Raw genomic sequence first — 12,838 nt, 5'->3', positions numbered from 1 at the left:
TCAGCCGAGGAAAGGATCCCCGCTCATGGCGATCGAGGTGGGTGACCAGGCTCCCGACTTCGAGCTGAGGGACCAGCACGGCACCCCGGTCAAGCTTTCCGAGCACCGGGGCAAAAAGATCGTGCTGATTTTCTACCCTCTGGCGTTCAGCGGCGTCTGCGGCAACGAGTTCGACGCCGTTCGCGACGAGCTCGTCGTCGACATGCCCGAAGACGTTAAAATTCTTACGATCTCCGTTGACTCAATCTTCGCCCACCGCGCGTGGGCGGATCAGAAGGGCTATGCCTTCTCGCTGCTCTCCGACTTCTGGCCGCATGGACAGGTCGCGCGGGCGTACGGTGTGTTCGATGACGAGAAGGGCTACGCGGGACGCGGGACCTTCATCATCGACGGCGAGGGCGTGGTCCGCTGGCGCGTCGTGAACCCGATTCCGCAGGCCCGCGACGTCGCCGAGTACCGCAAGGTGCTCGCCGACCTTCCCTAAGCGGTGATCCGGCGGACGCCCGCTCGCGAGGTGCCCGCCGGTCCGACCTCTCGGAGGCGATCATGCCCTGCTTCTCCTGCGGGGCCAGGCAGACCGACCCGATCCGTGGTTCCAGCCCGTGGACGCGCGGAGTGCGCCACGAGACGCAGGTGCTGATCTGCCCGGACTGCCGGCGCACCCACGAAGCCGACCTCGACACTTGCTCCTCGTGCGGCTCCGTCGCGCTCATCTGCCGGTTGGGCGAGGTGGAGTGCCGCTCCTGCGGCTCGGTACGGCTCGCCCGAGGCGACGGCAGACTGGTCGCCTCCCACGCGCCCGGCCTGGCCGACGAGGTGGAGGCCGCCCTGGCCAGAGTCCTGCGCCGGGTCCCCTGACGATCCCGCCCGTCTGACGATCCCGCCCGGCCCGGCGGTTCCAGGCGCGGGCGTGGAGCACGGATGCGTCCCGGTCGTGCGCGGAAGATCCCTTCGGGCGGCGCGTGGTCTGCCGTGCCGCACGTGTGCCTTCGGGCCATGGGGGAGATCTCCAGGTGATGCGCGGTCTGCGGGGCTCGCACGGAGGTCCCGGCCATGGGGGAGATCCCCAGGTCCCGCGCGGTCTGCGGGGTCTGCATGGACGTCCCGGTCATATGGGGGAGATCTCCAAGTCACGCGCGGTCCGCGGGGCTCGCACGGATGTCCCGGTCATATGGGGGTGATCCCTCCATTCCGGCGCGTCTGGCGTGCGCTAGGGTCGGGCTCGGTCCCGCCCCTTCGACCCGCTGGATGGTGCATGAGCTCCTTCGTTGTTGCCCTTGACGTCGGTGGAACGTCGATGAAGGGCGGCCTCGTCACCCGTTCCGGCGAGATCATCCGCACCGACCGCCGCGCCACCCCGCGCGACAGGGGCCCGGCGGCCGTCATCGCGACGATCCGATCCTTCATCGACGACCTCGCCGTCGCGGGAGGCGGCGCTCCCGAGGGGGTCGGCCTCGCCGTACCCGGCCTGGTCACCGCCGAGGCGGCTCTGTACTCCGCCAACATCGGCTGGCGCGACGTTCCGGCGACGGACCTCGTCCCGCTGGACGTCCCCGTCATGCTCGGACACGACGTCCGTACCGGCGGTCTCGCCGAGAGCGTCCTCGGTGCCGGCCGTGAGCTCTCCGACTTCCTGTTCCTGCCCATCGGCACCGGCATCGCGGGTGCCACGATCCTGCACGGCGAGCCCTACGGCGGAAGTGCCGGCTGGGGCGGCGAGATCGGCCACATCCCGGTCTTCCCTGCGGGCGAACCGTGCGCCTGCGGCCAGCTCGGCTGCCTGGAGACCTACGCCTCCGCCTCCGCCGTGGCCCGCCGTTACTCCGCCCGCGCCTTCTCCTCCTCTCCCGCTTCCTCCTTCCCACGCGGCACCTCATCGGCCGCCACCTCGCCCGCCACGGAGGCCGCTCCCGTCCCCGTTGTCGCCCCCGCTCCCGTCGCCCCTACCGCCGTCACCGCCGAGCAGGTCGCCGCCCTGACCGCCTCCGGTGATCCTCTCGCCACGGAGATCTGGGGCGACGCGGTCGAGGCGCTCTCCCTCGCCCTGGCCACGTACACGCTTCTCCTCGACCCCTCCGCCATCGTCCTTGGCGGTGGCCTCGCGGAAGCGGGCCCCCTCCTCTCCGACCCCCTGGCCGAGCGGCTCCAGAAACGCCTCGCCTTCCGCGATGCCCCGCCCCTGCGCCAGGCCGCCCTCGGAATGTCCGCCGGCATGCTCGGCGCCGCCCTCCTCGGCTGGCGCGCCGCCGGCTTCACCGACGCGGGAACCACGTGGTCTCTCGATGTGCTGAAGTCCCCCCGCGTGGCGTAAAGTGTTATCCCGTCTGTCCAACGGGATTCCCCGGGCGCTTAGCTCAGCGGTAGAGCGCTCGCCTTACAAGCGAGATGTCACTGGTTCGAACCCAGTAGTGCCCACCAGTAAGTAGTGTCCACCAGGCGAAACGTCCCCTCCCTCACCTTGGGTGCAAGGGCGAGAGCGACTACTGGGTGACTAACTCCTGAAGGTTTCGTCTAACGCCTCCGCGCCTGTAGGTGCGCCGGGCGGATCTACTCGCGATATGCGGTTTCCGTGATGACCGCGTTGTGATGATCGACGAGGCGCGAGGTGTTCTCGACGGGGGCGCTAGGCCAGACCGGGCTGAGCGAACACGGCGAAGGCGCACCCGCAAGCATCGTGATCGAACGAGAAGAGTACTCCGATCGCGTCGCCGCCCGGGGTCAGCCGGCCACGTGGGCGACTCCGGGCGGGTTCTCCCCCTGATCCACTCATGGCCCATGACTCAAGATTTGTGACGTTGGCGATACGCTGAGTTGCCAAAGTTCCTCTTGGGTCAACATAAGAAATTTATTATGATGGAGTGAACTGGCAGATAGTGATCGTTCCAGAGGTCCGTGACTGGCTTCACGAGCTACGGAAGGCGGATCGGCAGACACTCTTGCTGATCGCTGCGGCCTTGGACCGGGTCGCCGAGGAAGGTCCCGGTTTGGGGCGGCCCTTGGTGGACACGCTTCAAGGGTCGACTATCCGTAACCTCAAGGAGCTGAGACCTGGATCCAGCGGGCGGAGCGAGGTGCGGCTGCTCTTCGTTTTCGACCCTTGGCGTCAAGCAGTGTTCCTGGTCGCCGGAGACAAGTCCGGCGACTGGAGCGGTTGGTATGACGTGGCGATCAAAGCGGCAGAGGTGCGTTTTGCCCGGTACCTCAAAGAGAGGGAACAATGAGCGATCAGGCGGTGACATGGGAGGAACTGCGTGCTGAGCTTGTCCAGCCCAGCGATGAGCAGGAGGTTGCCCAACTCCGCGATGGGCTCGTAGCTCGCCAGCGCGCCTACCAACTCGCTGAAGCCAGACGCAAGCTTGGCCTGCGGCAGGAGGATGTCGCTCAGGCGATGGGCGTGTCACAGGCCCGCATCTCACAGATCGAGAGCGGAGTGATCAGCGAAGTGGCCACCCTGGCCGCTTACGTAACGGCGCTCGGAGGTCAGCTCAAGATCGTGGCCGACTTCGGCGACTCGGCCATGGTGCTCGATATGCCTCGCGGTCGCCGTACTGGGTGATCGTGTCCATGATGGATGCTGTGGTTCCCGTGCTCTTCTTTCCTTGCGGGCGTTCGCGTTGCTGCCGCGCCGTCTGGCCGCGTGCCGTACTCCTCGGCTCCCGCCTCTTCTCGACCGATCGGCCCGGTGAACGCCTCCCTTGACAGCAGAGCGTGAGTCCCGCTTCATTTAACACGTTGGTTGTTGTTCCAGGTCCTCACCGAACGCGAGGAGAAGGCCTCCGTCGCCATCGCGTCCAACGAGTCTTTCGGCAAAGCGCACATGTTCGCGTGAACGTGTGCGAGGTCATGCCGAAGTTTCACGGGTTCGGTGGAGCTCCGGGTGATTCGGCGTGGGTCTGGTTGCGCCAGGCGGTCCGGAGTGATGTGCCTCGCGTTTTCCGGACAGGTCGTCACCCGTACACGGGGTATCCGATCTGGGCAAGGTCTCCTTCAAGGCTGGAAAGGTCGACATCTGGATTCAGCGATGACACGACACTTTGGGTGAGGGGCTGTAAGGCATAGATATGACGAACGGCCTCGATGTCCACCGCGACCTCGTAGTAGTCCTCCGCGAACTGCTGGTACGCCTCAGGCCGGCCATCAACCAAGACGTCAAACAGCCACTCAGCGCTGCGATCGTCCTTCACGCCCTCTGGCAGGGCTTCGATGGCCCCAGACCTCCACTCCGTATCAGCCTGCTCGCGCCAGAAACACACCGTTGCCTGCGGCGTCCCATCCTGGTCGCTGAACGCGGGCTCTGTGACAAGGGGGTGGAATGCCTCAGGCACCCTGTCGAACAGGCCAGGCCACGGAACCGGGGGAGTGACCCGATACGGGCTCATCGGCGACTCATGATCGAAGCCGCGGGCATACGCACCCGTTGGTGAGAAGACGATCGAGTAGTCATTGCCGCACCCATCCCGCATCGAGGCCATCTCCTCGACAGGTGACCACCGGGAGTCGAACGAGTAGAACCGGTACTCCCACTCCGGGCTCATGATGGCGTCCAACATGGCCATGGCTCGGGAGCGATCCCGAACGATTGAGATCGCGGGTAGTTGACGGGTCACCTCATAGACATACACGGCCCCATCCAAGCCGAGCCCACTGACAAACATTCACACCGCCACCACACTGAACCCGGCGCAATTGCAGGGGCCTCCTGGTCCTGCGCTCCCCTTCCTGAGGGCCCGGAGATTCCGAAGCTACGGGCAGGGGCGAAGTAGCCAGGAGTAACCGAGAGGTCCTGGAGGAGGTGACATGAAATTTTTCTCAGCCCGGCCTGACCGGGGCAAACGCGCTGTGCTCGCATCCTCGCCATGCAAGCGCCGGACTCATCCCCGGCTGACCGGACCGGAACTCCGCTCCAAAGCAGGTAACGGTAACCGGCGGTGACCTGGGACAACGGCCTACTTTGCGGCCGGCCGTAGCTTCGGGATCTCCGGGCCTATATGCACAGCTTTGTCAGCCGGTCGGTGGCCTCGTGCGGTGTCATGTCGGCGCCCCGTTGGTAGGCGGTGTCGTAGTCGGTACGGCCGAGCCGTTCCGCGAGCACCTCCGCAAGGGAGCGCAGTTCGGCGTCGCCGTGGTCGAAGGTGCCGCGGATGGCCTGGCTCAGGCCGAGCGCGGTGGCGGCGCCGGCCGGGTCGCCTTGCAGAAGCAGCAGCCTGGCCAGGAGCTGAGCGGCCGAGGGGGCGTCCATGTTCGCCTGCGCTGCTTGGACGGCGCGGGGCAGCAGTTCGCGGGCGCGTACGGCGTCCCCGGCGGTGAGAAGGTTGGCCACCCGAGCGGGGAGCAGCCGATTGTCGGTGGCCTCTGCCGACAGGGGCAGCTTGCGGGCAATCGCCTCCATCCGGTCGAGTTCTTGATCGGCGCGTTCGACCTCTCCGGAGCGGCGGTACAGCTCGGCCAGGCAGCCGAGAACGTCGATCTCCAGCACCGGCTGGCCACGCTGCCAGGCCGCTCGTTCGGCGGTTTCGATGTCGTGCCGGGCGCCGGTCAGGTCACCGGCGCGCATGCGTTCGGTGGCGAGCCCGAGCCGGGTTGAGACCTCGTCCTGCGAGCCGAGGTCGGTGGCGATCGCGATGCTGTGCTCGTAGGCGGTGATCGCCTGGTCGTGGTCACCGGCGATGGCGTGGATCTGCGCCAGGCCGTACAGCGTCTTCGCCGTCCACCACCGATCGCCCGCCTCCTCGAACGCATGCAGCGCCGCCGCGATCGCGGTCGCGGAGCTCTCCCGGTCGCCCCGTTCGCGATACCGCATGGCTTCCATCATGAAGGTGCAGGCGATCGCCCAGCGGTCCGAGCCGCTGCGCACCCGGGCGATCTCCTGGTCGAACAACTCGTCCAGCCCGAGTATCGCCGCCATCATCAGCGCTATCGTCAGCAGCATCGGATAACGTCGCAGCGCGCCCGTGTGCGCGCAGTCGTTGATGAGCGCGCGCAGCCGTTCGGAGTCTTTGATCGGCCCGCCCTCGCCGGCTACCAGGTGGATCGCGGTGAACGCGGCCCGGGCGTCCGCGGGCAGCGCGTCGCCGAACTCGGCGACCTTGGCGACGTAGGCATCGGCTCGAGCGTCGTAGCGGAGCATGACCCAGTACCAGTACAGCGGCCCGAGAATCCGGGCCGCGGTCTCGGCGTCGCCGCCGTCGATAGCCGTTTGCAGGGCGAACATCAGGTTGTCGTACTCGGCCTGGAACAGCCGCAGCGACTCCGCCTGCTTGTCCGAGCGCAGCAGCGGCTCGTGTTCCTCGGCCAGATCGGAGAAGTGCCGCGTGAGCCTGCGCAGGACGGCTTCGACTTCCCTTGCGAGGCGAAGCTTGTCCGCCGAATGGGCTCGGATGGTCTCCAGCATCCGGTAGCCGTCGCCGGCCCGCTCCACGATGGACTTGTCGACCAGGGAATCCAGCAGATAGACGACCTCGCCCGCGGCAAGCGTCTCATCCGAACAGACCACCTCAATCGCCGCGATCCCGGTTCTCGCCGGAAATATTGACATCCGGCGGGCCAGTGTCCGTTCTTCCTCGGTGAGGAGGTCCCAGCTCCACTCGATGACCGCATGCAGCGTCTGCTGCCGCGGCTGGGCGGCCCGGTTGCCGGTGCTGAGCAGCCGGAAGCGGTCATCCAGCCGCCGGGCGACCTCGTCGGCGCTCATGGTCCGCAGCCGCGCCGCGGCCAGCTCCAGGGCCAGCGGCAGGCCGTCCAGCCGGCGCACGATGTCCACCACCGGGGCTGCCGTCGGCGCGTCCAGTGCGAAGCCGGGCCGTACGGCGGCCGCCCGATCGAGGAACAGCCGCACCGCGCCCGACTCGCGGGCGCGATCGGGATCCACGTGTGCCGGGGGCAGGTCGAGCGGACCCAGACGGCACAGCGCCTCACCCATGACCTCCAGCGGCTCCCGGCTCGTGGCCAGGATGGTCAGGTACGGCCGGCGCTCGAGCAGCTGCCGGGCGAACTCCGCGACGGGTCCGGAGATCTGTTCGCAGTTGTCCAGCACCAGCACGCCTTCCTCACCGGCGAGCAGGGTGACCACTCGATCCAGCGGCGTTCCTGAGGGCAAGGCATCTGTGGCGGTGAGCGTGCCCAGCACCGCCTCGGGCAGCCCGTCCGGGGTGTCCACCCCGGCCAGAGGGACGAGCCAGACCCGGCCGCGCCGATGGGCCCGATGCCGGCTCACCGCCTCCACGGCCAGGCGGGTCTTCCCCACTCCCCCGGGACCCACGACGGTGACCAGCCGCGAGGTCTCCAGCAACCCGGCCAGCAATCTCAGCTCGTCCCCCCGGCCGACGAAGCTGGTCAGCTGGGCAGGCAGGCGTCCCGGCAGCGCATCCGGCCGAGCCGGTGCGGCCTCGGGGATCTCCAGCTCACCCCGTAACGCGGCGACATGCGTCTTCCGCAGCTCCTCGGAAGGGTCGACGCCCAGCTCCTCAGCGAGCGTGCGGCGGACCTTTTCGAACACGACCAGCGCATCGGATTGGCGGCCCGCCGCATGCAAGGTCCGCATCCGCAGCCCGGCCAGTCGTTCGCGCAGCGGATGGTCCGCGGCCGCGGCCTCCACATCGGCCAGGATCTCGCCATGGTGCCCAAGCCGCAACTCCGCCTCGAATCGGTCTTCGGCGGCCGCGACGCGCAGTTCGTCCAGGCGCGTGCCAGCCGTACCGGCAAAAGGGATATCGCGCACATCGGCCAGCGCATCTCCCCGCCACAGCGCCAGCGCCTCGCCCAGCAGCGAGGCCGCCTGCCCCGCCGCACCCACGGCCAGTTCGCGACCGCCCCGCTTCGCCAGTTCCTCGAACCGGACCGCGTCGACGTGCTCGGCGCGTACGTGCAGGCGGTACCCGCCGGCCACCGTCTCCACGACCCCGGCCCCGCCCAGAGCCCTGCGCAGCCGATGCACCAGCCCATGCAGCGCATTGACGGTGCCCCCGCGCGGATGCTCCCCCCACAGGCCGTCAACGAGTGCATCAACCGACACCATCTCGCCCCCGGCCAGCACCAGCCTCGCTAGAAGCGCGCGAACCCGGGTGCCGCCGACGTCGATCGGCGCGCCATCGTCGGCATACGCCCGGACCGGCCCCAGCACCTCGATCCGCATGCTCAACAGGCTAACGGGCAAGGAAACCGATCAAGCACCGGTGAGTTACAGCTGGTCCGAGAGGAGCTCGGTACCGAGTCGTGTCCGCCACCATCCGCATCCGCCGCCCTGATAACCCCCTTACAGCAAGCCGGTGCCGGCTGGAAGAGCGTTCTAAGACGCCTGTAAGCGCCGCCGGACATCGTGAAGGACGTACCGGAGAAACGTCCGAAAGGCAGTGCAATGGCAGCGTACGAGAAAGTGCAGCAGGTGCTCGACTGGGCGGTGGCCGAGGCCGGCATCCCCGGCATCGTCGTCGACATCAAGGACGGGGACCGGACCTGGTTCGGCACCGCCGGCGTGGCCGACATCAAGACCGGTGCCCGGCGCCAGCCGGGGGAATACCTGCACACCGGCAGCAGCGGCAAGGCCTTCACCGCCGCCGTACTTCTGGCCCTGGAGGCCGAGGGCCAACTGAGCCTCGACGACCCGGTGAACGCACACCTGCCCGGCGTGCTGGACGTCAACGGCTACGACGGCAACAAGATCACCATCAGGCACCTGCTCAGCAACACCAGCGGGCTGTTCGCCACCGGCCTGGCACCGGAGCTAAGCCACCGCTACGCCACCCGCTCCGGGTTCGTCGAGCATCGCTTCGACACCTTCACCACCGAAGAGCTGCTGAGGGTGGCGGTGTCTCAGCCGCCGGTTGGTGAGCCCGGTGAACGCTTCGAGTACGCCAACGGCGGCTTCTACCTCGCTGGCGCGATCATCGAGAAGGTCACCGGCAACGGCTATGCCGAGGAGGTCGAACGCAGGGTCATCCAGCCGCTCGGCCTGACCAACACCCGCGTGCGCCCCTCCACGGACACCGGATACCCCGATCCGCACCCGCGAGCGTACTCGAACCTGTTCTTCAAGGACGGCGCCGACCCGGCGGCGATCACCCCGGAGAACTGGGAATCGCTGATCGAGGAGCCCGGCATCCCGCCCCTGGACGTCACCGAGTTCAACTCCGCATGGGGCTGGTCGGCCGGCAACGTCGTCTCCACCACCGGCGACATGATCCGCTTCATCAACGCGATGGCGAGCGGCAGCCTGCTGCCGCCGGCCCAGCACCGGCAGATGTGGACCACGGTCTCCATCGAGGGTGGTTACTGGATGCCGCACGCTCGATACGGCCTCGGCCTGTTCGAGTTCGACAAGCAGGCGACGGGCGGCCGGACGCTGCGCGGCGTGGGTGGCAGCCTCTGGGGATCCTGGGTCTTCGCGGTGGGCACCCCCGACGGCCAACACACCATCGCCGTCCACACCAACACCGAATGGAAGACCTGGGACCCCATGTTCAAGATCATCGAAGCGGGGTTCGGCATCTCCATCGGTGCGTAAGCACGCTGCCCGCCACCGGCTCGCGATGTCCACCAGGGCCGGCGCGAGCCGGTGGCCACCTCACCCCCTGAAAGAGGGGTGCGGCGGGCGGCCGGTACGCAGGCCCCACCGCCGCACCGACTTCTTCTCCTGAAGAGACTCAGCGCGATCGAGAGTCGATCAGGTCATGGAGCTGCTGAGTCACGGGATCGTGCGGGCGAGCGGCGTGGAACATGTGCAGCCAGCCGTCGGCGTCGATCTGGAAGAGAGCGTCGCGGATGGACGGGTCGGCACCGCGTTCCAGGAGCAAGCGGATCACCTCGACATGACCGCCCGGAATCGCCCAGTGCAGGCCAGTCCGCCCGAGATGGGGCGCGATGTTGGGGTGGACGCCGCGGTCGAGGAGCCAGCGCACGACCTCGGTCCGGCCGTGCTGACAGGCATGGACGAACGCCTCTCCCACGATCTCCTCCGCATCATCGGTCGCCGGCAGCCGGGACGGAAAGCCTGCGCCGACGTCCGCGAGGTTGGGACGCGCCGACGCGGCGTCCGGACGTAGCCTGCCGTCCGCGCCGAAACAGGCCCGCACAAGATCCAGTCGGCCGCAGGCGGCATACGTCCAGAGCGCCTGTGGGACGATCCCGTGCTCGGCGAGCAGGTCGGCGACCTCCGTGTTGTCGAGGAGGATAGCGTTCTCCAGCGGGGTGCTGCCCCCTTTCCGGGTGTCAGGGTCGGCACCGGCTTCAAGCAGCAGGCGCACATATTCGACCCGATTGGCGCGGGCAGCCCACATGAGCGGGACGTCCAGGTCGGTGGCCTTGCCGATCAGGACATCCACTGCGGCGCGCGGCACACCGAGCTCCTTCTCGAGCCGGACACCGGGGATTGTCTCGGGGCCCGCAAGCATGTGCAGCAGGGTGTCGGCCTGCTCGGCGGTCAGACCGGCCAACCGATCGGTGTCGCCGGCCAGCAGGGCTTCGGCCTCGCGGTGCAGCCGCCGCCGCTTCTCTTCGCGTTCGTCGAGATCGCGCCTGGATTTCTCGGTGAACGAGATGAGCTCGCGCCAGGTCGGGAAGCCGAACTCGCGCGCGATGATCAGCCGCGCATCGCGAAGCTCGGCGGTGGCGGCGGAGATGGCGGTGGCGTGCCGGGACACGTAGGCCCGCAACCGTTGCAACGCGTCCGGGTCGTTACGGCGCAGCTCGGCGAGGAGGGCGTCGGCCATCGAGGCGTAGGCGCCCGGCCGGATCCCCAAGAGGCGGGAGACCGGCCGGTCTTCAGTGGTGCTGCGGCTCTCGATGTGAGCGCGGAACTCGGCCCAGGTCCGGAATCCGTGTTCCTGAGCGAGCACGAACTGGGCATCGCTGAGTAGAAACCGCTCGGCGGCCCGGTCGCCCAGCACGTCGGCAACCCGGGCGCCGGCTGCCGCATCGCCCGTCGCGTACACGCGATGCAGGTGCTTGGCCTGCTTGCGGTAATACTCCAGGCTCGGATGGGCCGGCAGCTCGAAATGACGATCGGACATCACAACCTCCTTCGTCGCCGAGGTCCGCTTGCTCGGCCGGAAAGAGGTTGGTCTTGTCCGGTGCGTTGAAGTGTTGCTCGAGGTGGGAAAATCCCTGCCCGCGGACTGGCAGCGCCCTCGCACACTCCAATCAAACTAGTCATCGGCTCTCCGCGGAGTCAACCGTTGGCATGCGCAGGACGGTCGCCGGGGACGGGTGGCGGCCCTTCTTCTTGCCCTGGGTGATGACGAGCCGGGCGGCGATGTCGCTCAGGCTCCCTCTCGAATTTGCAACGTCACTCACAGCTACTTCGGGCCTCATCGCACGGACCCGAGCGGAGGGTCGTCACCACGGCCGCGAGGCGCCGGTGCTTCCGGCGCGGCCGTCGGCCACCGCGCCTTGGTTGACCGGGGCGCCGTTGTCGCGGAGGCTCACGGGCGCGGCGAACGACTCCGCCGCGGTGACCGGGAGGCTGAACTGCCAGAGGCCCACGCCAGCGGCGGTGGCGGCGAGCTGGCTGCCGCCGGTGTCGTACTTCGTGGTCCCGTAGATGCCGACCTTGTACGGCGTCTCCGGCTGGCTGTTGACCGTGGTGGCCCAGCTGTGTGTGTCCAGCCTCTCGGCGAACCCATAGGCGAGCTGGGAGATCTGGTCAGGCGGGAGCCACGCGGGCTGGTTGTCGATGGTGACGCGGTCGCCGACGTCCATGGCGACGATGGCAGCTGTCAAGGCCCGGAGATCCCGAAGCTACGGCCGGCCGCAAAGTAGGCCGTTGTCCCAGGTCACCGCCGGTTACCGTTACCTGCTTTGGAGCGGAGTTCCGGTCCGGTCAGCCGGGGATGAGTCCGGCGCTTGCATGGCGAGGATGCGAGCACAGCGCGTTTGCCCCGGTCAGGCCGGGCTGAGAAAAATTTTATGTCACCTCCTCCAGGACCTCTCGGTTACTCCTGGCTACTTCGCCCCTGCCCGTAGCTTCGGGATCTCCGGGCCATGAGTGACCAGCTGGGTGACAATAGCCACGGACGTGGCCGGACAAGGGGTGAGATAGGCCAGGCGATCTGATCTTGGAGCCTACAGCGGCGCACCCGACGATGACGCCTGGACAGGCCACCGGGGCAACGACACCGGCGCTCGTTCGACGGTGGCGAACGGGCTGACGTGGAGCCAGGTCGGCAGCGCACGGCAGGCGGCGTGATCGCCGGTGAGGCTCAGCACTTCGTCGCGCAGCGCCGCCGACCAGGTCATATCACCCATCCAGATGCGGGTGAGGATCGATACCTCGGTCTCCAGCCACACACTGACCGGGAAACCCGGGTAGCTGTCGCACACGTCGACGCCGCCGGACCGGGATAGGACGAGCCACCATCGCTGTTGACCGGTCGGCGCGTCCCGGAAGTGGACCTGCACCGTGGTCGCCTGCTCGGGCATCCGGACCGACTGGGATTCCCGGCGGATCTGGAGCATCAGCAGCACGGGGTCGAACTCGTCCGGGCGCAACTCGTGCATCCAGCGCGCGCCCCACATGGCCATCTGCTGCAGCAGTGGCTCCAGCTCCGCCCCGGCCGGGGTGAGACGGTAACGAGGTTCACCGTCGACCACGTGGCGCTGCACGAGACCGGCACGCTGCAACTCGCGCAGCCGCGTTGCCAGCAGCGACGGCGACATCCGAGGGAGGCCGCGGGCGATGCCGGTGAACCGGTCCTCACCCCAGAGGAGCTCGCGGATGACGAGCAGTGTCCAGCGTTCGGCGAGGATCTCGGCAGCCCGAGCGACCGGACAGTACTGACCGTAGCGCTTCATGGTCCCATCCTCCTCGCGGCGCTCGGCTCTCGCCGCTACAAAAAATGTACTAGGC

12 protein-coding genes and 1 tRNA gene are annotated in these 12,838 nt (G+C 67.9%); 7 read left to right on the top strand and 6 right to left on the bottom strand.

The genetic code is table 11. The features are described from left to right. The first annotated feature begins 25 nt into the window (after positions 1 to 25). The 6 genes from OG587_RS40835 to OG587_RS40810 all read left to right on the top strand — a co-directional run bounded on the left by OG587_RS40835 (position 26) and on the right by OG587_RS40810 (position 3,556). The gene (locus OG587_RS40835) at positions 26 to 484 is read left to right on the top strand and encodes a peroxiredoxin (protein WP_329084202.1); all 459 of its coding nucleotides are present in this window, start codon (positions 26 to 28) and stop codon (positions 482 to 484) included. A 62-nt stretch (positions 485 to 546) separates the two neighbouring features. Further along, on the top strand, positions 547 to 858 hold the full coding sequence (locus OG587_RS40830) for a hypothetical protein (RefSeq protein ID WP_329084201.1): 312 nt from the start codon (positions 547 to 549) through the stop codon (positions 856 to 858). A gap of 397 nt (positions 859 to 1,255) precedes the next feature. Next, positions 1,256 to 2,311 carry an ROK family protein gene (locus tag OG587_RS40825; protein WP_329084200.1) on the top strand — a complete coding sequence of 352 codons (1,056 nt, stop codon included), beginning with the start codon at positions 1,256 to 1,258 and terminating at the stop codon, positions 2,309 to 2,311. A 32-nt stretch (positions 2,312 to 2,343) separates the two neighbouring features. After that, positions 2,344 to 2,418: transfer RNA gene (locus OG587_RS40820), tRNA-Val, on the top strand. A gap of 440 nt (positions 2,419 to 2,858) precedes the next feature. Further along, positions 2,859 to 3,221 (top strand): type II toxin-antitoxin system RelE/ParE family toxin, encoded by a 363-nt coding sequence (locus OG587_RS40815; protein WP_329084199.1) that lies wholly within the window; start codon positions 2,859 to 2,861, stop codon positions 3,219 to 3,221. Next, a complete protein-coding gene (locus OG587_RS40810) occupies positions 3,218 to 3,556 on the top strand; it encodes a helix-turn-helix domain-containing protein (protein ID WP_329084198.1) in 339 nt (112 codons plus the stop codon). Before OG587_RS40815 ends, OG587_RS40810 begins: the two co-directional genes overlap by 4 nt. Before the next feature lie 391 nt (positions 3,557 to 3,947). Here OG587_RS40810 and OG587_RS40805 read toward each other — a convergent pair whose 3' ends face one another. Both OG587_RS40805 and OG587_RS40800 read right to left on the bottom strand, forming a co-directional pair. Continuing rightward, on the bottom strand, positions 3,948 to 4,556 hold the full coding sequence (locus OG587_RS40805; protein ID WP_329084197.1) for a hypothetical protein: 609 nt from the start codon (positions 4,554 to 4,556) through the stop codon (positions 3,948 to 3,950). A 428-nt stretch (positions 4,557 to 4,984) separates the two neighbouring features. Further along, on the bottom strand, positions 4,985 to 8,131 hold the full coding sequence (locus OG587_RS40800; protein WP_329084196.1) for a BTAD domain-containing putative transcriptional regulator: 3,147 nt from the start codon (positions 8,129 to 8,131) through the stop codon (positions 4,985 to 4,987). Between the two features lie 222 nt (positions 8,132 to 8,353). Between OG587_RS40800 and OG587_RS40795 the strand changes: the two genes are divergently transcribed. Next, a complete protein-coding gene (locus tag OG587_RS40795; RefSeq protein ID WP_329084195.1) occupies positions 8,354 to 9,499 on the top strand; it encodes a serine hydrolase domain-containing protein in 1,146 nt (381 codons plus the stop codon). Positions 9,500 to 9,638: 139 nt separating this feature from the next. Here the strand turns inward: OG587_RS40795 and OG587_RS40790 are convergent, their stop codons facing one another. From OG587_RS40790 to OG587_RS40775, 4 genes are all read right to left on the bottom strand, one after another. Next, entirely contained in the window at positions 9,639 to 11,003 is a 1,365-nt protein-coding gene (locus OG587_RS40790; protein ID WP_329084194.1) for an ankyrin repeat domain-containing protein, read from the bottom strand. 139 nt (positions 11,004 to 11,142) lie between these two features. Next, entirely contained in the window at positions 11,143 to 11,286 is a 144-nt protein-coding gene (locus OG587_RS40785) for a hypothetical protein (protein ID WP_329084193.1), read from the bottom strand. A 42-nt stretch (positions 11,287 to 11,328) separates the two neighbouring features. Continuing rightward, positions 11,329 to 11,712 (bottom strand): hypothetical protein, encoded by a 384-nt coding sequence (locus OG587_RS40780; RefSeq protein ID WP_329084192.1) that lies wholly within the window; start codon positions 11,710 to 11,712, stop codon positions 11,329 to 11,331. A 342-nt stretch (positions 11,713 to 12,054) separates the two neighbouring features. After that, complete coding sequence (locus tag OG587_RS40775; protein WP_329084191.1) at positions 12,055 to 12,783, bottom strand: winged helix-turn-helix transcriptional regulator; 729 nt, start codon at positions 12,781 to 12,783, stop codon at positions 12,055 to 12,057. Positions 12,784 to 12,838: the final 55 nt, after the last annotated feature.

Source organism: Streptosporangium sp. NBC_01469 (assembly GCF_036227305.1).
Classification (GTDB): Bacteria; Actinomycetota; Actinomycetes; order Streptosporangiales; family Streptosporangiaceae; genus Streptosporangium.
The sequence above is the reverse complement of the archived record's forward strand: the minus strand, read 5'-3'. Positions and strand labels throughout refer to the sequence as shown.